Raw genomic sequence first — 25,291 nt, 5'->3', positions numbered from 1 at the left:
GGGAGCGTTAAAACCCTTGATATACCGTAGGGTGGGCAGGGTCCCACCCACTTTAATTTAAATAGTAAACAGGATTACGGGAACGCTACAGTCATTTAAACCTATCCAGTTTAGACACCACAGGCTGCGCCTATAATGAACTGAAACTTGGGCAAGTTTTTATTCCCCAAAATGTGCGACAAGTTCATCAGGTATTACCCCAAGTTTATGAACTCCCCAAAGAACATCAACGGCGACTGCGAGAGAGTCATCTACTTGACGCGGATGTGTCTGTGGAAGAGTTAACCGACTATAAACAGGTTTATTCTCAACAGCCAATCTGCCCCATCAATGAAATTATTAACGATAAAGATAATTATCGTTATCTGGTAATTCTGGGTGATCCGGGTTCTGGCAAGTCTACCTTGTTACAATATTTGGCATTAGATTGGGCAAATTATACCCCCAATGACGCCAATTTTCAGCCGATACCGCTGCTGATTGAATTACGCACCTATATGCGGAATCGCGACGCGGGACAATGTAAGAATTTCCTGGAATTTTTTCATGATAGCAGTGGGATTGTCTGTCATCTGAATCAGCGTGAACTGGTGGAACAGTTAAAAGCCGGAAATGCTTTGGTCATGTTTGATGGCTTGGATGAGGTATTTGATCCGGGAAAACGGGAAGATGTGATTACCGATATTCATCGCTTCACCAATGACTATCCTGATGTGCGGGTAATTGTTACGTCTCGCGTGATTGGCTATAAACCGCAGCGGTTACGAGATGCCGAGTTTTATCATTTTATGTTGCAAGATTTGGAGGCAAATCAGGTTAAGGAGTTTATTACCCGTTGGCATGATTTAACCTTTACCAATCAAGTGGATAAACAGAGGAAGCGGGAACGACTCCAACGGGCAATTGATACCTCAAAAGCGATTCGCGAACTGGCTGGAAATCCCTTATTGCTGACAATGATGGCAATATTAAATCGCAATCAGGAATTACCCAGAGATAGACCTGAATTATACAACCAAGCGTCGCGGGTATTGCTGCATCAATGGGATGTGGAACGGGCGTTAGTAGAACATCAGCAGTTAGAGATTCAAACCATTGATTATAAAGATAAGCAGGAGATGTTGCGTCAGGTAGCTTATCAGATGCAAGCAGCAGAGAAAGGTTTAGCGGGTAATCTGATTGCGGCGGATGAGTTAGAAGGAATTTTGACCAAGTATCTGAAAACGCTAGATATCAATAATTCCAGGGCGGTGGCGAGGGTGATGATTAAGCAACTGCGGGAACGGAATTTTATCTTATGTTTCATGGGGGCGGATTATTATGCCTTTGTGCATCGGACGTTTTTGGAGTATTTCTGCGCTTGGGAATATGTTTGGCGGTTTGAGAAGGAACGAACAATTTCTCTGGAGGGGTTGAAAACAGAGGTTTTTGGCAAGCATTGGCAGGATGAGTCTTGGCATGAAGTGTTACGGCTGATTGTGGGGATGATTGAACCCAGGTTAGCTGGGGAGATTATAGATTATTTGAGGAATCAGTCGGGAGAAGCGGAAAAGTTTATTAATGTGTTTCTAGCGGCGGATTGCCTGTCTGAGGTGAGGAATCGTTCGGTTATCATATCGACAGCGAATCAATTACTGAACCAGATTAAGGGGTTAATTCAGTATGACTTACCTGACTATTACAAATCATCTATCAGGGAATTCATTTTAGTTCGAGAAATTCGTATTCAAGCGGTTGCGGCAATTGCGACAACCTGGCATGATTCTCCAGACACCTTACCTATGCTGAAACAAAAAGCCCAATCTGATGACGATAAGTTTGTGCGACGTGCAGCAGTGCAAGAATTAGCCAAAGGCTGGAAAAATGATCCAGACACCTTACCTATGCTGAAACAAAAAGCCCAATCTGATGACGATTCGGCTGTGCGACATGCAGCGGTGCAAGAATTAGCCAAAGGCTGGAAAAATGACCCAGACACTTTACCTATTCTCAAACAAAAAGCCCAATCTAATGACGATTCGGCTGTGGGAAGTGCAGCGGTGGAAGAAATAGCCAAAGGCTGGAAAGATGACCCAGACACCTTACCTTGGCTGAAGCAAAAAGCCCAATCTGATGACGATAAGTTTGTGCGACGTGCAGCGGTGGAAGAAATAGCTAAAGGCTGGAAGTATGACCCAGACACCTTACCTATGCTGAAACAAAAAGCCCAATATGATGATGACGATAATGTACGATTTGTAGCGGTGAAAGAAATAGCCAAAGGATGGAAATATGAGCCATGGCTATTTGAATTATTACGCGATCGCGCTCTCAATGATCCCTTTGTGCGCGAGAAAGACAGGCAAAGAAATCCTCGGCAATTAGCCATTGAAATCATTATAAAACAATATCCTGATAATCCCCAGACTCTACCCTTGCTGCGCGACAGAGCCGAAAATGATCCTGATGATAAAGTTAGAGAGTTTGCCCAGAAAAAATTGGCACAATTAGTGTAGGGGCGGGTTTCACGACTATCTTTTGGGTTGCAAAGGTGCGTTACGCTACCCTACCCTTCGGGAACGCTACCCTGCGGGAACGCTTCGCGAACGCTAACGCACCCTACTGGCGTGGCACACCTTATTTGGTGGATTAGAATTGTAGGGGCGCATGGCGTGCGCCCGGTTTAAACGTCAAATCTATTCCACAATTTTAGCTGTGTCACGCCACTACACCCGCCCCGACTCAGGTATCTAGACTCCCTGTTAAAAGAAAGGGCGACCCGATAAAATTGAGTGGACACAGTTGTCAATTTGTGCAAGCGGGTCGCCCCTACCGGAAATTAAAAGAGCGATCGCTCTCGAAACGTGTTAAGAAAGAGATGGCTGATGATAGCGATCGGGAAAAAATCCCAGATAAAAATAATTGGAGGCGCTATAGTAGGGTCACGGCACTGCCGTGTCCTTATGGAAATCTAATTGTATTTCTAAATAAACAGGTTAATTGCCATGAAGATCAGCACCCTATTGACTCCGGCACTCACCTCAACCCTGTTCGCTTCCCTAGGGTTAGGAGTGGTTGTTAGCATGACCTCAATCATTATCCCTGAAGGAGCGATCGCACAGACTACTGAACGGGTAAATCCCCTCGAAGATATGGATAATCGCCAAAATGAGCGAGATTCACTTACGGGAACAACGGGTAACAGTGGCTTTAATGTCTTTGATTTTATCCATCGCTCCCGTTTAGGCGTTGATTCTGAGGCGTTTAACAGCGAACTGGATCAAAACTTAGACAATGCCACGCAAGAGTTCCGACAGCTACAACGAGAACGGTTAAGAAATCAACAGCCCGTTCAACCCAATAACTCGTCTACTCCGGCTGGGGGAGGCATTAGATAACTGGAAGTAGAACCGTCCTGAAACCATTCCCAGGCTTTGCCTGGGAACAAGGCGGCTAGCTCATGCTAGCTAGGATATCCTGAGCATGGGAATCGGTTTTCACCTTCTCATCAACATAAGTGATCGTACCTTCACCGTTAATCACATAAGTGACGCGCTTGGAGTAACCACCGCCTTCAACATCGTAAGCTTTGGTAAGCGTGCCATCCGGATCAGCGAGCAATTGGAAAGGCAAGCCATACTTCTCCTTAAATTGCTTATGGGATGTCTCATCATCCATGCTGACACCGAGAACAACCATATCTTTGCCTTGATATTCAGCATAGTTGTCCCGGAAGCTTTGAGCTTCCTTGGTGCAACCTGGGGTATCGTCTTTGGGATAAAAATAGAGAACTACTGTTTTTCCCGCCAAGTCGGACAGGGAAACGGTCTTCCCTGCATCATCTTTGGCGGTAAATGCCGGAGCTTTATCACCAATGCTTAAAGCCATAAGTCTTTTTCCCTGTGTTGACTACTTAACTATTTTTCATCCTACTACCTTCGGAAGCTTTATTCAGTCTAGATGCCGTGTAGGGGCAACCCGCATGGCACCAATTCACAACACCAATCCACTCAATAAACTCGGGTCGCCCTCTCCTGTGAGGTTAAGGTGACATCCTCCTACACCAAATCAAAGATTATGGTGTAGGCTTCCCCAAGCCCCCTGGTAAGATAAAAAGAGGTCTAAACGTAGGATTTACCAGCGTTTCCAGGAGCTAATCCAGTTGCAATGACATCTATTTCCTCTGAAAAAGCCCAGTCGGTTCACTATCCAGAACGCACCATAAAACGCGCTGAACAAGCGTTGCGCTGTCTGCCCTTCCAGTTAACCTTGTATAAGGAGATGCGTTCAACCAGTGTTTCCCTACTCGCGATCGCGACGCAAAAAGGGATAGAACAGGGCTATACTAAAAGTCCCTTATCCGAGTTGGCAGCCGAACGTGATTTACTGTGGTTGATTCAAGTCGGCGTTTTGCGGCGAGAAGTTGATGGTCAAGGTATTACCGACAGTTTTCGTCTCACACCCTTGGGTCGTCAACTGGTGGAAAAATGGGCAAGCCGAGGCGAGTCATTACCTCCGCCATCCCTTTGGAATCGCATCGCTCACGCCTGGAACCGTTGGTTGCGATTACCAATCTAAGTAGAATAGCACTGAAATAATATGAGTTCGTAGTCGGCACGAAGCGTGCCTCAAGCGCTAAAGCGCTCACTACAAACGCTTAAGTCAGTGACATTCAATCTAAGTGCATAGTCTGAGGGTTGCTTCTATTCGTTCTGATTACCCGATAACTCTTAACCCGCTTTATGAAATCGCTGATGGTGGTGGGAACAACCTCCCACGCAGGAAAATCCTTTATTACTACCGCCTTGTGCCGTATTCTTTCCCGGCGCGGTTGGCGTGTGGCTCCATTTAAGGGACAAAACATGGCGCTCAACGCCTATGTCACTACCAATGGAGGCGAAATTGGACATGCTCAAGCGGTTCAAGCTTGGGCGGCTGATGTGACGCCCTGTGTCGAAATGAACCCGATTTTACTTAAACCCCAGGGGGATATGACCTCTCAAGTCATTCTCATGGGTCAAGTGGCGGGTAAAGTCGGCGCGGCGGATTATTATGAACAGTACTTTGATCGGGGTTGGCAAGCGATTAAAGAGTCGCTGCGGCGTTTGAGTCATGAGTTTGATTTTGTCGTGTGTGAGGGTGCAGGGAGTCCAGCAGAAATTAATTTGAAGCACCGTGACTTAACCAATATGCGGGTAGCGAAGCATTTAAATGCATCAACGTTACTCGTAGTAGATATTGATCGCGGCGGCGCATTTGCTCATATTATTGGGACTCTGGAGCTCTTGGAACCGGATGAGCGAGTCTTGATTAAAGGTATCGTGATTAATAAGTTTAGAGGACAGCGATCGCTGTTGGAATCAGGGATCACTTGGCTCGAAGAACGCACCGGAATTCCTGTCATTGGGGTGATTCCCTGGATCAATGAGCTCTTTCCTGCCGAAGACTCTTTGGCATTACTGGATCGCTACAATAAGAGAAAACGGGATAGTGAATTAACGGTGGCGGTCATTCGTTTTCCCCGCATCTCTAACTTTACCGACTTTGACGCCCTAGAAGCTGAATCGACGGTCAGTGTCAAATATTTAACACCGAATCAATCCCTCGGCTATCCCGACGCCCTGATTTTGCCGGGGACAAAAACCACCATTAGCGACTTACTCGTGTTGCACAAAACAGGCATGTTTGAAGAGATTAAAAACTATGCCGCTGCGGGGGGTACCGTTTTAGGGATTTGTGGTGGGTTTCAAATGCTGGGTCAAACCCTGCTTGATCCCGATGGCATTGAAGATGAACCGGGACAATATCAAGGATTAGGATTATTACCGATTAAAACAATTATTACCGCCAGAAAAGTAGCACGTCAGCGTCTCGTAACCTCTAACTATCCCCAAGTCGGTTTACCTGTTTCGGGTTACGAAATCCATCAAGGGCGTTCTCGACTGATTGACTCAGAAACCACGGATAATAAATCTGCCTATCAACCCCTGTTTGATGATCCTGGTTTAGGGTTAGTCGATATCACTCAGTCCATTTGGGGAACCTACCTTCATGGTTTATTTGATAATGGTCCTTGGCGACGGGCGTGGTTGAATCAACTGCGACATCAACGTGGACTTGCGTCTTTGCCAACGGGTATTCCCGACTATCGAGAGCAGCGCGAAGTGGTTTTGAATTCCTTAGCTGATAGCGTAGAGACTCATTTGGATTTAAGCACTATTATACCTAACTTGACGTGAGTTAATAGCAAACCTGTTTATGAGTGTTACCATTCGATTTTTACCCGATGATGTCACGATTAATGCAGAAGTGGGAGAACCGCTACTGCAAGTGGCTCAACGCGCTGGCGTTTTCATTCCCACAGGATGTCTGATGGGTTCCTGTCATGCTTGTGAGGTTGAGATTAACGACGGGGAAACAATTTGCGCCTGTATCTCGGCTGTACCACCGGGTCAGGAACAGCTTACGATTAATCTCTATAGTGATCCAACCTGGTAAGTTATTGGTCATTAGTCATTAGTCATTGGTCATTTGTCATTTGTCATTTGAATTTCTTCTTGAGTAATTGGATCGATCCCTGTTACGAAATTGTAGCGATATCCATTACAACGCTGACAAGCTAAGGCTAGATTTCCTAAATCATCAGCCCCTCCCAATGAACGAGGCATAATATGGTCAATCGCAAAATTAGCAGCACTGGCTTCTTCTGAGGAGTGGCAATATTCACATAAATAGTTTGCCCTTTTCCGTACCTGTCGCTTAACATTATCATTCAACGTCATGATTCAGCGATAATACGGGCATTCAACAGGGTAAAGATACGATCTAATTCCAAAAGCCCACTGAGTTCAGCTTGTTCATCTTGATTAAGACTTACCTCTTTTTGGCGTTCAGAAAGCTCATCCAAACGAACTTGAAGGGCATCTGTGAATTTGAACAGATATAAATTGCGTACTCGCTGAATCTTAATGCCAGTTTCAACCCAGGATGAGGGTTGCACCATTGTTTGAGCAATCATTATGATCAGTGAATCTCTGTTTTCTGTTGACTATGATACTAGCTTAACCTAAACTTTCCCCCTACAGATGGAGGTTTAACAGTAGAGCCAGCGTCAGTCCCAATACGGCTCGGATACAGCATCTTCTAAAACGGTGTATCACATCGAGCCTGAAAACGCTGTAACGCCGCTAAAATGATGGAATAGATTTACAGTAATCAACACCTCTGATCATGATTCGTCTGCCCACCCAATCCAATCCCCCAGATTCTCCCCGGCAAACCTTGCCGACCATGTATGATTTACCCAGTGATAATCCGGAGGACCCTGGATTGCCCGATGAGTTTCACTTTTTTCAACCCCTGCTACTGCTTTTAACCTTTCAACCAACTAATTGGAATTGGGAGGAGGTGTTTTCTGCCTGCGATTTGAATCTTTATTATGATGTTAATCATACTCACTGGTACAAGCGTCCCGATTGGTTTGGCGTTGTGGGAATTCCTCGCTTGTATGAACAGCGAGAGTTGCGTTTAAGTTATGTGATTTGGCAAGAGCAAATTAGTCCTTTTGTGGTAGTGGAATTACTATCTCCGGGTACGGAGGATGAGGATTTTGGACGGACGAACCCCCAAGTTGGAAGTCCACCGACAAAATGGCAGGTTTATGAAAAGATTTTGCGGGTACCGTACTATGTGATTTTTAGCCGCTATACCTTGGAACTGCAAATCTTTCATTTAGTTGAGGGGAAATATCAACGGGTGAATTTAACCGATAATCGGTTGGTGATACCCGAATTAGGGTTAAGCTTAGGATTATGGTCAGGACGGTTTCGGGAGATTAACGGACGTTGGTTGCGATGGATGACCCCTTCAGGCGAGTTGATTCCCACGGATAATGAACAGGCTGTATTGGCTGAACAACGGGCAATCGCCGCCCAAGAACGCGCCCAACAGGAAGCCCAACTTGCTCGATTAGCCCAAGAACGCGCCCAACAGGAAGCCCAACGCGCACAATTAGCTGAAGAACAGGCACTTGCGGCTGAGGAACGCGCCCAGCAATTGGCGCAACGGTTGCGAGAATTAGGGATTGATCCAGATAATATATAGGGCAAGATAAGCTGTCATGTATTTAAATTGGGTGTGAGTAGCGAGCAAGATGCAAAGCCTGCGGCATGGCTTCGCTAAACGCACTACAATGATTTCGCCATTGATGAATTTAAGGTTGGTGGGCAATGCCCACCCTACGGGATATCAATGGTGTTATGGCGGCTAAAAGGCTTCAACAAAATCCATGTTCTTGGCGAACACTGGTAAGTTAGTTATTATTGCTCGCTTTCGTTACTGCACTATGTCATCGACTGTATCCTCTACTTCTAGCCAAGCGATTCCGGTTGAGAAAATCCGTTATAACGATCAGGGGCTTGTCCCCGCCATTGTCCAGGATTATCTGGATGGTACGGTATTGATGATGGCGTGGATGAATCGGGAATCCTTGCAGAAAACCTTGGACACGGGGGAAACCTGGTTCTGGAGTCGATCGCGTCAGGAATTATGGCACAAAGGTGCAACATCGGGTCATTTGCAATATGTGCGATCGCTCCGTTATGACTGTGATAGTGATACGCTGCTGATTGGTGTGGAACAGGTGGGGGATATTGCCTGTCATACGGGGGAACGTAGTTGTTTTCATCAGGTGGATGGGACAAAGGCTGCACCGCCTGCTGATACATTGTCTCAGGTGTTTGAGGTGATTTGCGATCGCAGAGATAATCCTACTGCTGAATCCTATACCTGTAAGCTATTTGACGGTGGGGATAATAAGATTCTTAAAAAGATTGGTGAAGAAGCCGCCGAGGTGGTAATGGCGTGTAAGGATGATCAGAAAGATGCGATCGCCTCAGAAGCGGCTGATTTGTTTTATCACACCCTAGTCGCCTTAGCGCATCACCAGATTGATGTGCGGGATGTTTATCGCAAGTTACAGGAGAGAAGGCGATAGCATCTGCCCGGAGTTCAAACTCCGGGCTAAGAACTCAAGTCCATTTTAATGGACTAACATCTGTTGGGTTTCACGACTCATTTAAAATAGCTATCCCCGAAAATTTCCATGGTATCGGAGACAACCAGTACAATCACCAATAAATTACTTCGGTTAATCAGTATTAAACATCTGATATTAAACAGCAGCTTTACCAAAATCGTGCGATCGCGACACCAATGCTAGACCCCAGCATAACCTGTATAGGGTCTGATATCGACGATTGTCATCAATTACGCTACAAAAGGAGCTAGATGAAGCTTAGGGATGGGATTGAGAGTGCGATCGCGCTTTTTTCTAGCTGGCATCAGTTACGCTAGGGTAAGAGCCAGATGGAGTTTAGGGTGGGATTGAAGAGTGCGATCGCGCTTTAACACCAGCAAGTCATTAGTTAGGCTTGCTGCCATCAGTCGCAGTAAGAACTTTAGTGGTTATTATAAGGAAAAATGGCAGATGTTACTGTACACCCGGAATGCCCCTTTTCAGAAGAAACATTTAACCTTCTTGCACCACCGGAACAAGATTTCTGTATACCGCATAAAGCAGAATTCAAAAAGTATGTTGAACAGCCAGTTCAAAAGCTTTGCCGTCAAGTGGCGGCTCAACTACCCAATCAGATTATTAAGCGTCTAGAACTGAAAGTTGAGGTATCTCAAAATTCTTATAATTAAATCTGCTGTTTAGGTATTTTTTATGACGAAATAACAAGGCTTTCGATGAAAAATGATTTTGCTCAATTGTTTATATATATTGATTCAAATCGGCTAATTTTTGGATTGCTTATCCCTGATGAAACCAATGGGAAAAAGCGATTTATTGAAAATTTGAAGACGAGCTTTAATAAAGAAATTATTTTTCAGAATACTTCTCTACCTGATAACTGTGAGTTACACTTTTCATCTTCTGGTAAAAGTCTTGATCCCATTAATCCTTTGGGAGAGTGGTTAAAGCTTCTGACTCGGCAGAACAGTCGTACAAAGGATATTCAAGCTAGTGTGCATCTTGAACCCAATGAAGTTTTACTTTATTCTAGCGAACAATTAGCGAGTCAGATTAAACAGACTTTTGAATCTCTTTTTATTCTATTTTTAACGGCAAATTTTGATGATCCTATTGACGAAATAAGACACTATTTAAATTCCAACAACAATACTTCGGCAGAAAGATATTTAGAACGAGGAATTATTCACTATAGAGAAAATAATTACCAAAGGTCAATTAAAAGATTTAATACTGCTATAGAACGAGATCCCAATTTAGCTGATGCTTATAGCTACCGGGGACAAGCTAATGGCGAATCTCACTATCGATTTCATCTTGGCGATCAAAATAGTACACCATTGCTGCATGAGCTTCTGATCGTTTCAGATAAGGATGTTGACGGCACATTTCCTCAACTGACCAACCGTAAGCGAGGTAAACCCGTTTATCCCCCTCGGGACAGGCGAAAACCCGCGACGTGGAGGATGCTAAGGATGATTACACCGTTCCGAGTGACTCTCGATCCGCCCGCTGCATTTGAATAGTTAGGCTTCACGCCTTCTTGAGAAATGGAACCAAGTGCATCATGTAATCCCGTTTGCCAATGGGTACACCAGCCATGCGAAGAATGTCGTAAGCCGTAACCAGATGGAAGTAGAAGTTTGGAATTAGAAAGTCGTTCACGTAGGCGCGACCAGACATTTCTATATAAAGACCCTGGTCGAGATCAATGCGCGTCAACTCACTTAGCTTTTCATCTTCGACGTTAACGCCCGAAAGAAGTCCCTTGGTATTCGCTATATGTTCGTATGCCTGTGCAATAAATGTGACTTCTGGATCTAGATTATCCATCGGTTTGCCGTTACACCATAAAGCAAAGTTGCGTGGTTGATTGCAGGTGAAAGCAACCTGTGTACCGAAGGGAAGCATATCAGTCGCAATACGCTTCTGAAGAAACGACTCACTATCACTGAAATGAGTCTGAGCTGACTTTAGGAGGTGTTCGAGAGTCGTGAGACGGCTTTGGAAGATAGTTTTGATTGAATCTATATTTTGACTTGGCATTTTGCAATCTCTTAAAACTTATTTCATGTAGTCTAAGTGTATACGGAAGACCCAAAAATGCATACCTATCATGACACCATCCACGAGACGACGCAATTGCTCCGTAATAGCTTGAGGAACGTGAACATCCATGTATAGTGCGACAGTCACTTATAAAATCCCTCTTGCCTTCATCCGTACAAAGAAAGGAGAAAGGGAGGCTTGAGATTTTGCCTGTTGTGCTTGCTCCCATTCTTGGCGAATCTCACTATCGATTTCATTTTGGTGATCGAAATAGTACATCATTGCTGCATGAGCTTCTGATCGCTTTAGATAAGGATGTTGACGGCATATTTTCTCAACTGACCAACCGTAAGCGAGGTAATCCATGACAATCTGAGCCACACGCACGCGGGGTATCCGCTGCAACCGTGCTGATTCACCGTCTACTTTCTCAATATGTGGATAAATTACTCCTGATGTCATGGCATTACTGATCAATATTACAGCTTAGAATAACAATGATAGACGAACTCGCCTGGTCGAAAATGGTGCAAAAATTAAGTCAAGCGATCGCGTAAACTGATGAGTCTAGACGTAATTGTTATTGGTAGCGGAATTGGTGGATTGACGGCGGGTGCTTTACTCGCCCGTTATGGCAAACGGGTGCTAGTCTGTGAAAGCCATGCTATTCCCGGCGGTGCGGCGCATAGTTTCCACCGCCGGGGGTTTGAGTTTGATTCGGGTCCTTCATTTTATTGTGGATTAAGTCACCAACGCCCCAGTCTTAACCCCTTACGGCAAGTTTTGGATGTCCTGGGCGAGTCGTTAGAAACGGTTGCTTATGACCCCCTAGGACATTACCATTTTCCCGAAGCGACGTTACCCGTGTATAGTGACGCCCAACGATATCGAGAAGCTGTAGCCGAGATTACACCTCAAGGCGCGAAAGAATTGGCAGAGTTTGAAAAACGCCTGCTTTCTCTCTATGAAGGGTTGCGAGAGATTCCCACAATTGCTTTGCGATCCGATTGGCAAGTGATTCCAGTTTTAGTGGGACGTTATTTACCCTCACTCTTAAAATTACTGCCCCATCTGGGACTTGTCCAGAATTCTGTGGGTAAAGTCATGGATGAAACCGTGCGTGATCCTTGGGTGCGGCGGCTGATTGATGTGGAATGCTTTCTGTTATCGGGATTAAAAGCACAGGGAACGATCGCGCCTGAGGTAGCCTTTATGTTAGGGGAACGTTCCCGTGCGGGTGTGGAGTACCCAGTCGGGGGAAGTCGGGCGATTGTGGAGGCGTTGGTGCGCGGGTTAGAACGCTGGGGGGGTGAGTTGCGCCTAAATGCCCATGTTGACCAAATTGTAGTCCAAGGGGGTAAAGCCGTTGGGGTACGGTTACAACGGGGAGAGGTGGTAAACGCCCCGGTGGTGATTTCTAATGCCACAATTTGGGATACCTACAGCCAATTATTGCGCCCAGAAGATTTACCGACAGCGTACCGGGAACAGTCCCTAGAAACCCCAGCCGTCGAGAGTTTTATGCACCTACATTTAGGGATTCGGGCGGAGGGATTAGAGGGGTTGACAGGACATCATGTTGTGGTTCACGATGCCAATCGGGATATTACCGAACCGGGTAATACGTGTATGATTTCCATTCCTTCGGTATGGGATGCTAATCTCGCCCCAATCGGTCATCATGTAATTCATGCCTATACCTTAGAACCCTACCAGGGTTGGCAGCGTGATGATACCTATAAAGAGAAGAAAAAAGCGCGATCGCAATCCTTATTCCGGGCGTTAGAACGGGTGATTCCGGATATTCGAGAACGGATTACTTTAGAACTGATTGGTACACCACTAACTCATTCCTATTATTTACGTCGCTATCAAGGCACCTATGGTCCTGCGATCGCGGCTGGTAAAGCCATGTTTCCCAGTTATCACACACCGATTCCGGGATTGTATCGGGTGGGGGATAGTACAATGCCAGGAATAGGTGTTCCAGCCGTGGCGGGTTCGGGTATTCTTTGCGCCAATACCTTGGTGACACCCTCACAAACCGCCGAGGTATTGGCAGATCTGGATAAGCCAGGGTAATCGTGCGATCGCTCAATTGACTAACAGTATTCTAAGTAGGTCGGTGTCAATAAAGCTATCTATATTAAGTTATGTAAATAAACCTCAAACCCTTACAAATGACGAATGACAAATGACAAATGACGATCACCACCGTTAACTTTAACTGTCCCTACCTATACTAAATGACCGGATGAGATAAAAAACCCAATCAGGAATCCTAAAATTGTGGAGAAAACCACGGAACTGCCTCCCAGTTCATAAGCTTCCGGCATCATTGTACTGGCAACCATGGCTAAGATAGCGCCGCCCGAAATAGCCTGTGCGATCGCGACAACGACCTCAGATGTATTATTTTGTAAAAAATAACCCCCAATGGCACATAAACCACTGAGAATCACCACACCTATCCATAATCCTAAAATCTGACTCGTTTTCGTTCCCGCTTGTTTCATTCCTGTGGCGCTGGATAAGGCTTCTGGAAAATTAGAAATAAATACCGCCAATAAAAAAGACCAGCCCAAATCGCTATTGCCAGAATTCATGCCAATTACCGCCGCTTCTGGTATATTATCAATTAATGTACCCACCAGAATGGCAAACGATGTAGACTGTTTCACCAAATTTTCCAGGGTCATTTGATCGTCCCGGAGTAACAGATCCAGTTCAACTTGATTTATAACCTGCTGTCGCCACCGATCTAAACGATGTTCCACAACCATGCGTGACTCTGTTGCCACTTGCAGTCGTCGGGCTAAGGCGCGACTCAGTGACCAAGCCAGATGGGGCGACCAGGTTAGCATGGTGTTGAAATGTTCCTGGTGTAACTGATACAATTCCATTTGGGTGCGGGCAACCACGGTGGCAGATCGCGGTTCTCCTGTCAGGAGTGCCATCTCACCAAACACTTCTCCTGGTTTCATCGTACCGAGAACTTTTTGACCCTTTCGCACTTCGGCTTCACCGTCAACAATCATATAAAAATAATCACCAGGGGTTCCGTCTTCACAGATTACGTCTCCAGGGTTGGCGTGAATTGGATTCAGAAACAGGGCGACTCTTTGGCGTTCTTTCGGGGGTAAATTTTGCATCACCTCAATATGGGCGATGCGATTGAGGACATCTGTCACCTGATCAGCACCATGTTCAACCAGGTAGCGGCGACTGGATGCTGGTTTACGCAAGAATCCGCCATGTTGGTCAATATAGGATGTCAGTCCGGTAAATAACATCCCTCCTGCCATAAACCCAATTAATAGGGGGACAAAGCCACTGTGACGATAGACCGGAATCGTGATTTCAAACGCGATCGCAGACAGTAGTGTACCACTCCCAAATGCCATAATCGTCGCCGATAAGTGGCGACTCGGTTGCCAAAAGACTCCCACTGACGCGCCTAAGGCTAAACTAGACGCGCCCAGAATTCCTTGAAAAAAGGCTGCCGTTGGCATAGGTGGCTTACGTTTTTAGGTCAGTTTTCATCCTATCGGAGAAAGGGCATCAAAGAATGTGAAATTGTCTACAAACGTTAAACTGAGGACAGGGGTATAACCAATTGATTTCTCTTTCAGGCATCAGATAACAATGATTGAACTCCTAGCCGTACTTTCGGTAGCAGCAGCAGTAGGAATGAGGATTGCTTTGCCTTTATTGGTGATTGGCTTGTTGCAAAGCGATAACCTCTGGAATGAAATTCCCCTGCTGTCTCGCATTCACCCTTCGGTTTTAGTCGGTATTTTGACCACCTTCTCGTTATTTGAATTATTTGCCTCCAAGAAGCTGGTGGGACAGCGAGTCTTGCAAATTGTCCAACTCTTGTTGAGTCCTGGGGTTGGGGCAATTATGGGTATTGCTGTCGCCCAGTTTGCTAATGCCCCTGGGGAATTTATTTGGATTGTCGGGATAGTTAGTGGATTATTGGCTTTTGTCCTGCAATTGGTACAAGTTGGCTGGTTTTTTCGATTGCGAGGTTTACCGTTATGGGTGGTTTTTTGTCAAGATGTTTTGTGTGTGGCGTTGGTTGTCTTTGCCTTTGATGCGCCTCAACAAGGGGGATTAATTGCGCTGATTCTATTGTGGCTAGCGATTCGCAGTTCTCAACAATGGTATCGTTTATATGGTAGGAACAATCGTTCGCGGCGATATCGGCAGGTTTTGTAGTTTGATTGGGGGTTATATTATATCCTTTGGCATTGGAAGTATTTTTTTAACGCAGAGGGACGCAGAGGTTAGTGCAGAGGGACGCAGAGGACGTTAGAGGATTTAGACAAAAATTTTATAGACCCATATTTTTATGTAGGGTGGGCAAGTCTTATAAACATTGAAGCTTTTATTCTCGTTCGTTGTTCTTGCCCACCACAGGATAACTATCACGCTTTACTCTATCCAGAATTCTAGAGACTGTTTCAGCTTCAGGAGATTGCAGGCGCTGCAAAATGTCTAGGGCTTGCTGTAAGTAGTTGAGGGCGGTTTCAACTTCTCCTTTTTCATCCGCTAATAGTTGTCCTAGCATGGCTAAGGTGACGGCTTTATTTTGAACATCACCAATGCGTTGAGTTAAGTCTAAAGATTGCTGAAAAAGAGCGATCGCGTCCTGAAATTCCCCCTGGTTAACTTTAATTATCCCTTGCTGAATCCGCCGCAGTTCGGTACTTTTACCACATCCTCGATGTCCTGTAAATAAAATTGAGCTAAATTCAGCAGGTTCAAGAAAGTCTAAACGGGCGCTAACTCCTTCAATTGCTTCCGTATTCCGTACTGCTGACAAATCCACATAATATCGTTCCACATCTGGACCCAGCAGGGGACCCACATCACAAGCCCGAAAAGCTGCTTTCAGGGTGGTAGCGCGGTTGGGAGGGAGTGAAGTCATTGGGTGAATTGAATTAGAATTACGCCCGGAAATGTAGGGGCGCACAGACGTGCGCCCGATTCAATGGTCAAATCTATTCCACCATTTTAGCTGTGCCACGCCACTAGCTTGAGTCAGCGATAGTGATTTTGAGGTAAGGTTAGAAATCAGATGGCAACGGGAGAGCAATAGGCAAAGGACGTTCTGATGAAGCGCATAAATTCGGTGACTTTGGCATTCCTATCGTTAAGTACGGTCGTCTTTTCGACTATCCTATTGTCTGTTGGCGTTATCCAGCCTCAATCCATCGCCCAAGATGCGCCAGTATCTCAAGCGCTGTCTGATTCTGAGGAACAAGAGTTGGAACAGTTGCGGGAGGAACAACGTATCCAAGAACAGGTGCAGGCGGAAGCTAATCGCGCCTTTAGTCGCACCACCACCCTGTTTAATGTCCTCCTGGCGGTTTTAGCGCTGCTGTTAGTTGCGGCGATTGTTGGCTTATTCCTGTTGCGACGGGCGGTAATTCGTGAGGTGGCGGATTTGGTGCGGGCGCATCTGAATGAATTAACCGACTTGGAAGGGAAGATTAATCAAGCGAATCAACAGGTACAAGCGATTCTGGAACGTACCGAAGATTTAGCCAATGATTTGAATCGAGAAGCTGATGACTTCTATGAAGATATTGGCATGAAGCAGAAGGAGTCATCCCAGCTTCTGAGTGAACTCTCGGACTCTCAACAACAAGCACTGCGGGATTTAAATACCCATATTAAAGACGCCCAAAAAGCCCTGGCTAAAACCGATAACGAGTTTTCTGATCATTTATCCCAACTGCGTTCTCAGGTTGAATCGGAACAAACAGATACCCTGGAGAACCTGAAACAATTAAGCGCTAAATTTCCCCCGGAACTGGCGAAATTGCAACAGGATACCCACACCGAAAAAGATCGGGTGGTGGAAAACCTGAAAAATTCAGAAACGGCGTTTAGTAATCAACTGGCGGAACTGTTTAACCAAACCCAAAGCCAACGGGATGGAATTCTCCAGAGTTTAGAACAACTGAGTGCCGAATTTGCCCCAGAACTCTCGAAACTACAACAGGCGGCTCAAGGGGAAAAAGCGGCGATTATCCAGCGCTTGCAAAAAACAGAAACCGAGTTTGGTCAGCAATTAACCCAACTGCAAAACCAGGCACAAAAACAACGGGATAGGATTCTCCAGAACTTAGAAAAACTCCAGAAGGAGTTTACCCCCCAGCTTGACCAAGTGAAAGGGTCACTGGATAATCAAAAAGCGACGATTTTACAGAATTTGCAACAGGCGGAAACCGAGTTTAAACAGCAATTAACCCAACTGCAAACCACCACGAAACAAGAACGGGAGAGTATTCTAGAGAATCTGCAACGCCTCGCCTCAGAGTTCTCGCCCCAATTGACGGAGATTAAAACTGAAGCTGAACAACGGGCGCAACAGCAACAAGCGACAGCGTTTGAGGATGTGGAACGATTACGCAAAGATGTGACACGCCAACTGGAACAATCCCAATCGCAAATTCAAGGAGAGATTGATCAAACCTTGGGCAATTTGACAAAATTGGAACAGGAGGTAACCAGTCAACTTTCAACGACGCAATCGGGGTTACAAGAAAACCGCGACCAAACCCGGCAACGCTTGAGTCAAATCCAAAGCGAGTTTACCAGCCAATTTTCCCAATTCCAGTCGGCGATTCAAGAACGCAAAGATCAGGCATTCCAAAGCCTGGAAAAACTGGAGTCTATGTTAACCGATGAGTTGACAGATATCCAATCTGATGCTAAGCGACAAAAAGAGGAAATCCTGCAAAAGTTGGCAGAGATTACGCCCACGGAAATTGCCGAATCCGCCTTATCTGATGTCCTGCAACAAATCCAACCCCTGACTGAACAACTGGAACGATTGAATGAGAATCATCCAGAGTTTTTCTTGAATGTCAAGGACTATATTAATCAGGGAGATAATTTATTTACCCAAGGTGACTATGAAGAGGCGATCGCCCGGTATGATCAAGCCTTAGAACTACAACCCGATAACTCGAATCTCTGGCATCAGCGCGGTGTCGCCTTGTGGGAATTACAACGCTACCAAGACGCGATCGCATCCTTGGATCGGGGACTAGAACTCGCCCCCGAAGCCCCGGATACCTGGTACTATCGCGGATTAACTTTGCGAGAATTACAGCGCTATGAAGGGGCGTTAGTGGCGTTCAATAAGGTGATTCAAATCCAGCCTGATGATTACAAAGCATGGCTAAATCGGGGAATGATGCTAGGGAGATTGAAACGCCGGGAAGATGCGATCGCATCCTTTGAGCAGGCGTTGGAAATCAAACCCGATTACCATGAAGCCTGGGTGAATCGGGGCGTGGTACTCGGCGCACTCCAACAACACGAAGAGGCGTATAATTCCTTTGACAAAGCCGTGCAAGTGCAACCGGATGATGGCGTCGCCTGGTTTAATCGCGGCTTAGCCTTGGCGGTATTGGAACGGTATGAAGAGGCGGTAACCTCGTTTGAGAAGGCGATTGAACTGAAACCCGATTCTTATAAGGCTTGGACATATAAGGGTAATATGTTACTCAAGTTAAAACGAGAGCAGGAAGCCTTAGAGAGCTATGATCAGGCATTAGCCATTCAACCCGATTATGCTCCGGCTTTTTATCAGAAAGCCATCGGCTATGCTCACCAACGTCAGGCTCACTTCAGTATCGACAACTTAGAGAAAGCGATCGCCCTGAATCCGGCGTATCGTCAGGAAGCCAGAACTGATTTGGATTTTGACGCGATCGCTCAAGATGATCGCTTCTGGAGATTGATTGAACAATGAAACCTATAGCTGTAGGAGGGGGTTTAGCCACAATTGTAGGGGCGGGTTTAGGGAATCTGTAGGGGCGGGTTTAGGGACTAAAAACAAAACCCGCCCTACCTCACCGATCACTGCTCGACAAAACTCTTCGAGTATGACGAATAACATAAGACAAAACTATGACACCCGAACAAAAACAGGAAATCACCGAACTACGCGATCGCAACTTAACACCCAAACAAATTGCTCGCAAATTAGGATTACGGGCGGCTGAAGTCACCGCCTATATCAAAGAACAGGCGGAGGAAAAAACACTTTCCCGTGTTGCTTCAGGGGAATTAGAACCCGTTTGTGAATGCTTCGTCAACGCTAACTGTGCGGACTATTATCTCCATGACAATTCAGAGCCAATTGAAGAAACTGAGGACAATCTTGACGGAGGGTTAGCCCTAGTCTGTATTACCCGCAAAGCCAAGTATGACCGATTCACCGTTTGTACTTACTTACTGGATTTATGGTGTCTCGGCGTCAAAGATACCATGGGTCCGCGCCAATTCAATTCCAGTGAATATAAACAGATGTTAGACTATGCCTATCAAGGCTTTCCCGAAGGTTCTCAAAAAATTACCCTTGAACAAGCCCAAGCCCTAGTGTATAGTGCCGTAGACTATGCCGAACAATTAGGATTTAAACCCCATCAAGATTTTCAGCAATCGCGATTTCATTTAGGTAAGTGGAGTGGTCAACCCAAAATTCAAATGGGTCGCAATGGTAAACCCTTTTATATTAGTGGTCCTTACGATAACCCAGAAACGATTATCAACATCTTGCGAAAAAATGTCGGTGAAGGAAACTTTGACTACATGACCCAGTTATTTGATGATTCTGATGACTCGCGCTTCTGACACGCTTCGTACCTACAATGACCAATGACCAATGACAATCCCCACCTGCATAAAACGTGAACCATTACTTTGCTACAGTCGCCCGTGGATTAGAACCCATTGCGGCGCAAGAACTTGAACACCTAGGGGCGCAGGAGGTGCATCCGGATTTTACGGGAGTGCATTTTCAGGGGGATACGGCGTTAATGTATCGGGTGAATCTCTGGGCGAGAACGATTTTCCGGGTACTGGTTGTTTTAGCCGAATTTCCTTGTGCGAATGCGAAACAACTGTATCAGGGAGTGCAAACTATCCCCTGGGCACAATACCTGAAACCGCAGCAAACCTTGGCTGTGAATGCAACCGGAAAGACGGAACAGCTTAATCATAGCCACTTTACCGCCCTCCAGGTAAAGAATGCGATCGTTGATCAACAACGCAGTCAGTTTGGGAAGCGGTCGAGTGTTAATATAGACAAGCCTGACTTGTTAGTTAATGTTCATCTTCATCAAAATCGATGTATTCTCAGTTTAGATAGTTCAGGAACCAGTCTACATCGACGCGGATATCGATCTGCCATGGGGCTTGCTCCCCTGAAAGAAACCTTAGCGGCTGCATTGTTAGAATTAGCAGAATGGCATCCCCAGTTACCGTTAGTAGACCCCATGTGTGGTTCAGGAACGATACCTTTAGAAGCTAGTTTAATCAGTTTAAATATTGCTCCTGGCTTGTTTCGAGAACAGTTTGGATTTGAGCATTGGTTAGACTTTAATCCCACCCTTTGGCAACAACTCCTCAACCAGGCAAAAGCCTGTCAGCACCAGGAATTAGCCGCACCGATTATAGGGTGCGATCGCGAGGCGGATATCCTCAACCAAGCCCGGAGTAATGCCCAGGATTGTGGCATTTTAGATCAGATTACCTTTCTTCAACAAGACCTTTCCCAACTAGAACCGCCAGGCGATCGCGGAATAATTATCTGCAATCCTCCTTACGGAGAACGGTTAGGGAATGCTCAGGAACTGGGAGAGTTATATAAATTACTCGGTGATATTTTTAAACAACGGTTTAAAGGCTGGACAGCATTTATTTTAACTGGGAATAAGCAGTTGGCAAAGCGAGTAGGATTAAAAGCATCGCGACGGATTCCGGTGTATAACGGGTCTATTTCTTGCACATTCCTGAAATATGAATTGTATTAATAATTACTTTTTGCACTGTCCCATTAACCCGCCTTAGGTTAAAACCCAAGGCTAAAAGCTAAAGTCGTCTAAAGACGACTAACCTAGTATTTCCAACAATTTCAAAACCCTACACAATCTTGATCAAACAACCCCTCTGCGAACCTCTGCGCTTTCCCTCTGCGTCTCTCTGCGTTAAAAAAATATCATTCCGATGCTGAAAATTAACCCAAAACACTCAACTCTAAATCCTGCGCCAATTGCTGAACAATAAACAACCCGGCTTGAGAATTCCCCATCTCATCTAACGCCGGAGAATAACAGGCGATCGCACCCTGAGACGGTACGATAGAAACCATCGCCCCACTCACCCCTGACTTGGTTGGTAATCCAACATCCGCCGCGAAGCGACTGGAGGCTTGATACAATCCACAGGTGATCAGAATGTCGTTAACCATGCGGCAGTGTTCAGGTGATATCATGCTATTATCCTGCACCAGCAGCATCCCCAGTTGAGCTAAATCCGTCACCGTTCCCGATAGACAACAGATGTGATTGTAGGTATCCAGGGCAATTTCTGGATGATCCAGATAGCCAGAGGTGGCTAATAGATTCGCGATCGCGTGATTCCGTTCATTGGGGAGAGAACGCACCGACTGTAACATCGCCTCATCTAAAACTAACTGAGACTGGGATCGCTGATTTAGCCACTGGCGCAGGCTTTCACAACGAGACGCCCCATCCTTACCCGGTAAACGCCCAGCGAGTGCGATCGCGCCACTATTAATCATTGGGTTACGCGGCTTTCCCCGATCCGCTTGCAGTTGCGCTAAGGAATTGAATGGCTGATCTGACGCTTCCATCCCCACCTGAGAAAATACCGCCTCTGTTCCCAATTGTTCCAGCAAAAATAGCAAGACAAACGGCTTAATCACACTCATCAAGGGAAATGAGCGATTAATATCACCCCCTGCTACTCTCTCACCCTGAATCCTTTGTACCTGTACCGCCACCCAGTTTGGATTTGCCTGCGCTAGTAAGGGGATATAGGTTGGCAATTGTCCCCCTTTACATTGTACTTTTGCCTTAGCGATTAAAGTATTAAGTTGATCCTGAGTCAATGCGGATAGTCCCAGAGAAGATTGATGATGATTCGGATTATCCCTGTCACTGATAGGGTGCGACGCCTCGATTTTTTCAACCATGCTACCCCCGATTCAAATAGATTAATTAAAGTGTAGATTTAAACCCTGAGCAATAAAAGCGAATCATCCACTGATAACCCATAACTATTCTTATTGATAGATGTTCAAACTCCTAGCTTTAATCGATAATAGTTGGATCAATCATCAAAGTATAAGAGGAGTTTAACAGAATATGGGTTGGTTACAACGACTATTTGGCATGGACAAGCCAAAAGAGGCAAAAGTAAACCCTCCAACACAGCAGCAACCTTCATCCGCCGCCAGTCGCCCAAAAACAGATGAAGCCCCAGCCACGACGAAACTGTCCACCACTCCTCCCGAACGTCTTGGTTTACATGGAGAATATGACCAAAGTGGTTTAGCGAAGCGGGTCGCTTTAGCGTTTGATGAAGATCCGGATTTAGATGACATCAATACGCTTTATGTCGCCCAAACGAGTACCACTGTGGTGTTGAAAGGTAAGGTTCCGAATCAGGCTATTTTAGACAAGATGGTGAAGGTTGCTAGAGGTGTCAATGGTGCCAAGGATGTTGATACGACTCAAGTGACAGTGGGTTAACCTGTTAGCTATATGAAGCTATAATCGACCAAAAAGGCATTAGGTAAAAATCTAATGCCTTTTTCAATTATTTAAGCGTTTCACCGTAGGTGCGCCAGGCTTGCGCCAGAAAAATTGTCGTGTATTAAACTTGATAATCTAAAAAATAATTCTAATGAGATGAACCCAAAATTGTAGGGTGCGTAAGCGTTGTGTAACGCACCATTGCTCAAGGCTACTAAATGATACCGCCGCCTTTGACTATCTGTACAACAATGGGGATGATCAGGATGAAAATGTTATCGTGATTCACCCCATCAATCCCCTTTCTGAATTGGCGTTGCCCTCCAACTAAATGAGCAGGCAATTACTCTTCAATCTTCACCGAAAGAATTTTATCGCCTTTTTGAATCGCATTAACCACATCCATATCTTCGGTTTTACCAAAAACAGTATGGACGCCATCTAAATGGGGTTGAGACGAGTGGCAAATAAAAAATTGACTTCCGCCCGTATTGCGACCTGCATGTGCCATGGATAATGACCCAGCTAAATGCTTATTGGGGTTAATTTCACAGTTAATCGTATAGCCAGGACCCCCCGTACCCGTTCCCAGAGGACAACCGCCTTGAATCATAAAATCGGGAATAACGCGATGAAAATTCAGTCCGTCATAGAATCCTTTTTCACTGAGATCGACAAAGTTTTTCACCGTATTCGGAGCATCTTGCTCGAATAAATCTAGATGAATTGTACCTTTTTCCGTTTCCATAATGGCGCGGGTCATAGTTTTTTCCTTGCGTGTGATATGTTGTTAGGGTTGAGTGAAACTGGGGAATGGGTTCCATTATTCGGCACAATCCGTTTCAGCATTAAACGCCATTTGCCAAAACTCGGCTTCTAATTGCAACTTGCAAAAATGCAGACTCGGCTTGCTGTTGAATGGATTCTGACGCCTCTGGCAATACCTGATTCGCTTGCTTTTCCAACAAAGTGACATACTCAGTAAATCCAGGATTTCCCCAGCGTTGTGCAAATTCATTGTAAGACCCACTCATCTGACCTGGCAATTGCCAGCCTTGATTATATGCCAATTCAATCGCCCAAAATTTGCAGAAACTGGGATGGGGCGGGTTTAATCGCATCTGGAGCAACAATAAACGGTAATAGTCAAACCCGCCCCTACAATCGATAAATTATTCCACTGGGATGGGGCGGGTTTAGTCGCATCTGGAGCAACAATAAACGGTAATAGTCAAACCCGCCCCTACAATCGATAAAACTTAAAACTCCCTTATCTACAAAACAGACTGTTGCCAATATTTGTAGACAGAATAAGCCAGGGTTACCACACCTGTAATAATCGCCGATTCATTCACTTCAAATTGGGGATGGTGTAAGGGATAATTAGGCTTATCCTTAAACCCGACGCCGAGGCGGAACATCGTACCCGGAGCATGTTCTAGATACATGGAAAAATCCTCGGCTCCCATAGAGGATTCGGGTAAAATTTGCACTCGATCACTTCCCCAGGCTTCTTTGGCAGATGCTTCTAAGATTTGAGTTAAAGCTAAGTCATTTTGCACCGAAGGCACACCCCGGCGATAACTTACCTCATAGCGAGCGCCATACATCTGGCAGACATTTGCCACAATTGACTCAATCCATTCTGGCAGATTCGCGTGCGTTTCGGGGTGGAGCGATCGCACGGTTCCGGCTAAATGGACTTGATCGGCGATCACATTCGGGGCGCGTCCACCATTAATCTGTCCAATTGTCAAGACTATCGGACGTAAAGGATTCTGAGTGCGGCTAATCGCTTGCTGTAAAGTGGTAATCACCTGAGCCGCAATCCAAATCGCATCCACGGCTTCATGGGGACGGGCACCATGACCCGATTCCCCGGTAATAAAGATTTCCAAGTCATCCGCCGCTGCCGTAAGTGCGCCATACCGGACACCAATAGAACCTCCCGGAATCGACGGGAACACATGAACCCCAAAAATGGCACTGACATCATTCATCGCCCCATCCTGCACCATCCAGTTCGCGCCTTGGGCAATTTCTTCAGCAGGTTGAAACAAGAAGCGCACATTTCCCGGTAATTGTTCGCCTAATCCGGACAACACCATCGCCGTGCCTAAACCAACCGTGGTGTGAACATCATGACCACAGGCATGCATTATCCCCATCTTGCGGGAGGCAAATTCCAGAGGAACGGCTTCGGTAATCGGTAACGCATCCATATCCGTGCGAATCGCCACTAAGCGTTCATTAGTCCCCCCAACTAACTCACCAATCACGCCCGTCTTGGCAATCCCTTCTTGGACAACAATGCCACAGGACGACAGCACACCCGCGACATAAGCCGCCGTTTGGTATTCCTGACCGCTCAATTCCGGATGACCATGGATATGGCGGCGAATTTCAATCAGACGCGGTGCGAGTTCTTGGGCGAGGTCTTTGATTCGGCTAAGCATAAATTCAATTCAAGAGGTCTTACTATACAAGCTTTCTATTCCATCATCCAAACATCTGAAAAATAATGCAGCTATCGGTCGTTAGACATTACCTTAACTAAGACGTTAATCCCAATCAAAATGGAAGTGGTAGGGTGGGCAATGCCCACCTACAGATGGAGACTGGTAAATCCTGATTCCCTTAACTA

Annotated in this window: 22 protein-coding genes and 5 pseudogenes; 14 read left to right on the top strand and 13 right to left on the bottom strand. The window is 45.8% G+C overall.

The annotated features are described in order from the left end of the window. Positions 1-71: 71 nt before the first annotated feature. Together RIB93_RS03290 and RIB93_RS03285 are read left to right on the top strand one after the other, a co-directional pair. A pseudogene (locus RIB93_RS03290) lies at positions 72-2,495 on the top strand (HEAT repeat domain-containing protein); the annotation flags it as partial. A 489-nt stretch (positions 2,496-2,984) separates the two neighbouring features. Beyond that, a complete protein-coding gene (locus RIB93_RS03285; RefSeq protein WP_446370248.1) occupies positions 2,985-3,377 on the top strand; it encodes a hypothetical protein in 393 nt (130 codons plus the stop codon). Positions 3,378-3,432: 55 nt separating this feature from the next. Here the strand turns inward: RIB93_RS03285 and RIB93_RS03280 are convergent, their stop codons facing one another. Next, on the bottom strand, positions 3,433-3,867 hold the full coding sequence (locus RIB93_RS03280) for a peroxiredoxin (protein ID WP_446370246.1): 435 nt from the start codon (positions 3,865-3,867) through the stop codon (positions 3,433-3,435). Positions 3,868-4,146: 279 nt separating this feature from the next. On the opposite strand from RIB93_RS03280, the gene RIB93_RS03275 reads away from it, so the two are divergent. The 3 genes from RIB93_RS03275 (at position 4,147) to RIB93_RS03265 (ending at position 6,477) form a co-directional block, all read left to right on the top strand. Next, the gene (locus RIB93_RS03275; protein ID WP_446370244.1) at positions 4,147-4,557 is read left to right on the top strand and encodes an Npun_F0494 family protein; all 411 of its coding nucleotides are present in this window, start codon (positions 4,147-4,149) and stop codon (positions 4,555-4,557) included. A gap of 164 nt (positions 4,558-4,721) precedes the next feature. Next, entirely contained in the window at positions 4,722-6,218 is a 1,497-nt protein-coding gene (gene cobQ, locus RIB93_RS03270; protein ID WP_446370242.1) for a cobyric acid synthase CobQ, read from the top strand. A 19-nt stretch (positions 6,219-6,237) separates the two neighbouring features. After that, positions 6,238-6,477 carry a 2Fe-2S iron-sulfur cluster-binding protein gene (locus tag RIB93_RS03265; protein ID WP_446370240.1) on the top strand — a complete coding sequence of 80 codons (240 nt, stop codon included), beginning with the start codon at positions 6,238-6,240 and terminating at the stop codon, positions 6,475-6,477. A 32-nt stretch (positions 6,478-6,509) separates the two neighbouring features. Here the strand turns inward: RIB93_RS03265 and RIB93_RS03260 are convergent. Together RIB93_RS03260 and RIB93_RS03255 are read right to left on the bottom strand one after the other, a co-directional pair. Further along, positions 6,510-6,761, bottom strand: a pseudogene (locus RIB93_RS03260) (HNH endonuclease); the annotation flags it as partial. Further along, positions 6,758-6,997 carry a hypothetical protein gene (locus RIB93_RS03255; protein ID WP_446370238.1) on the bottom strand — a complete coding sequence of 80 codons (240 nt, stop codon included), beginning with the start codon at positions 6,995-6,997 and terminating at the stop codon, positions 6,758-6,760. The gene RIB93_RS03255 and the pseudogene RIB93_RS03260, both read right to left, overlap by 4 nt. A 212-nt stretch (positions 6,998-7,209) precedes the next feature. On the opposite strand from RIB93_RS03255, the gene RIB93_RS03250 reads away from it, so the two are divergent. The 3 genes from RIB93_RS03250 to RIB93_RS03240 all read left to right on the top strand — a co-directional run bounded on the left by RIB93_RS03250 (position 7,210) and on the right by RIB93_RS03240 (position 9,684). After that, positions 7,210-8,082 (top strand): Uma2 family endonuclease, encoded by an 873-nt coding sequence (locus tag RIB93_RS03250; protein WP_446370236.1) that lies wholly within the window; start codon positions 7,210-7,212, stop codon positions 8,080-8,082. Positions 8,083-8,323: 241 nt separating this feature from the next. Then, positions 8,324-8,974 carry a bifunctional phosphoribosyl-AMP cyclohydrolase/phosphoribosyl-ATP diphosphatase HisIE gene (hisIE, locus tag RIB93_RS03245; RefSeq protein ID WP_446370234.1) on the top strand — a complete coding sequence of 217 codons (651 nt, stop codon included), beginning with the start codon at positions 8,324-8,326 and terminating at the stop codon, positions 8,972-8,974. Between the two features lie 485 nt (positions 8,975-9,459). Next, on the top strand, positions 9,460-9,684 hold the full coding sequence (locus RIB93_RS03240; protein ID WP_446370232.1) for a hypothetical protein: 225 nt from the start codon (positions 9,460-9,462) through the stop codon (positions 9,682-9,684). A 622-nt stretch (positions 9,685-10,306) separates the two neighbouring features. Here the strand turns inward: RIB93_RS03240 and RIB93_RS03235 are convergent. From RIB93_RS03235 to RIB93_RS03225, 3 genes and pseudogenes are all read right to left on the bottom strand, one after another. Next, positions 10,307-10,432 (bottom strand): annotated as a pseudogene (locus RIB93_RS03235) (DUF433 domain-containing protein); the annotation flags it as partial. A 114-nt stretch (positions 10,433-10,546) separates the two neighbouring features. Continuing rightward, a complete protein-coding gene (locus tag RIB93_RS03230; protein WP_446370230.1) occupies positions 10,547-11,059 on the bottom strand; it encodes a DUF1993 domain-containing protein in 513 nt (170 codons plus the stop codon). A 150-nt stretch (positions 11,060-11,209) separates the two neighbouring features. Continuing rightward, the gene (locus RIB93_RS03225; RefSeq protein ID WP_446370228.1) at positions 11,210-11,524 is read right to left on the bottom strand and encodes a DUF433 domain-containing protein; all 315 of its coding nucleotides are present in this window, start codon (positions 11,522-11,524) and stop codon (positions 11,210-11,212) included. Between the two features lie 99 nt (positions 11,525-11,623). Between RIB93_RS03225 and RIB93_RS03220 the strand changes: the two genes are divergently transcribed. Beyond that, a complete protein-coding gene (locus tag RIB93_RS03220) occupies positions 11,624-13,144 on the top strand; it encodes a phytoene desaturase family protein (RefSeq protein ID WP_446370226.1) in 1,521 nt (506 codons plus the stop codon). A 155-nt stretch (positions 13,145-13,299) separates the two neighbouring features. Here RIB93_RS03220 and RIB93_RS03215 read toward each other — a convergent pair whose 3' ends face one another. Then, a complete protein-coding gene (locus tag RIB93_RS03215; protein ID WP_446370224.1) occupies positions 13,300-14,574 on the bottom strand; it encodes a cyclic nucleotide-binding domain-containing protein in 1,275 nt (424 codons plus the stop codon). A gap of 133 nt (positions 14,575-14,707) precedes the next feature. Between RIB93_RS03215 and RIB93_RS03210 the strand changes: the two genes are divergently transcribed. Further along, a complete protein-coding gene (locus tag RIB93_RS03210; protein WP_446370222.1) occupies positions 14,708-15,283 on the top strand; it encodes a DUF4126 domain-containing protein in 576 nt (191 codons plus the stop codon). Positions 15,284-15,452: 169 nt separating this feature from the next. Here RIB93_RS03210 and RIB93_RS03205 read toward each other — a convergent pair whose 3' ends face one another. Beyond that, positions 15,453-15,743, bottom strand: coding sequence for a tetratricopeptide repeat protein (locus RIB93_RS03205; protein ID WP_446370346.1), 291 nt, complete (start codon positions 15,741-15,743; stop codon positions 15,453-15,455). 6 nt (positions 15,744-15,749) lie between these two features. Next, a pseudogene (locus RIB93_RS03200) lies at positions 15,750-15,995 on the bottom strand (ATP-binding protein); the annotation flags it as partial. Positions 15,996-16,181: 186 nt separating this feature from the next. On the opposite strand from RIB93_RS03200, the gene RIB93_RS03195 reads away from it, so the two are divergent. The 3 genes from RIB93_RS03195 (at position 16,182) to RIB93_RS03185 (ending at position 20,901) form a co-directional block, all read left to right on the top strand. After that, a complete protein-coding gene (locus tag RIB93_RS03195; protein ID WP_446370220.1) occupies positions 16,182-18,836 on the top strand; it encodes a tetratricopeptide repeat protein in 2,655 nt (884 codons plus the stop codon). Between the two features lie 158 nt (positions 18,837-18,994). After that, the gene (locus RIB93_RS03190) at positions 18,995-19,720 is read left to right on the top strand and encodes a DNA-binding response regulator (RefSeq protein ID WP_446370218.1); all 726 of its coding nucleotides are present in this window, start codon (positions 18,995-18,997) and stop codon (positions 19,718-19,720) included. Positions 19,721-19,776: 56 nt separating this feature from the next. After that, complete coding sequence (locus tag RIB93_RS03185) at positions 19,777-20,901, top strand: THUMP domain-containing class I SAM-dependent RNA methyltransferase (protein WP_446370216.1); 1,125 nt, start codon at positions 19,777-19,779, stop codon at positions 20,899-20,901. Between the two features lie 203 nt (positions 20,902-21,104). Here the strand turns inward: RIB93_RS03185 and glsA are convergent, their stop codons facing one another. After that, positions 21,105-22,085: a glutaminase A gene (glsA, locus tag RIB93_RS03180; RefSeq protein ID WP_446370214.1), complete on the bottom strand. Its 981-nt coding sequence runs from the start codon at positions 22,083-22,085 to the stop codon at positions 21,105-21,107. Between the two features lie 172 nt (positions 22,086-22,257). Here glsA and RIB93_RS03175 point away from each other — a divergent pair, with 172 nt between their 5' ends. Beyond that, positions 22,258-22,644: a BON domain-containing protein gene (locus RIB93_RS03175; RefSeq protein ID WP_446370212.1), complete on the top strand. Its 387-nt coding sequence runs from the start codon at positions 22,258-22,260 to the stop codon at positions 22,642-22,644. Between the two features lie 346 nt (positions 22,645-22,990). On the opposite strand, the gene RIB93_RS03170 is transcribed toward RIB93_RS03175, so the two are convergent. The 3 genes and pseudogenes from RIB93_RS03170 to RIB93_RS03160 form a co-directional block, all read right to left on the bottom strand. Further along, positions 22,991-23,410 carry a peptidylprolyl isomerase gene (locus tag RIB93_RS03170; protein ID WP_446370210.1) on the bottom strand — a complete coding sequence of 140 codons (420 nt, stop codon included), beginning with the start codon at positions 23,408-23,410 and terminating at the stop codon, positions 22,991-22,993. 60 nt (positions 23,411-23,470) lie between these two features. Then, positions 23,471-23,729: pseudogene (locus RIB93_RS03165) on the bottom strand (TenA family transcriptional regulator); the annotation flags it as partial. A gap of 192 nt (positions 23,730-23,921) precedes the next feature. Further along, the gene (locus RIB93_RS03160) at positions 23,922-25,103 is read right to left on the bottom strand and encodes a M20 family metallopeptidase (RefSeq protein WP_446370208.1); all 1,182 of its coding nucleotides are present in this window, start codon (positions 25,101-25,103) and stop codon (positions 23,922-23,924) included. Between the last annotated feature and the right edge of the window lie 188 nt (positions 25,104-25,291).

Origin of the sequence: Coleofasciculus sp. D1-CHI-01 (assembly GCF_040218875.1) — a bacterium.
GTDB lineage: Bacteria > Cyanobacteriota > Cyanobacteriia > Cyanobacteriales > Coleofasciculaceae > Coleofasciculus.
Note: the sequence above shows the minus strand (reverse complement) of the source record. Positions and strands in the feature narration are given on the sequence as shown.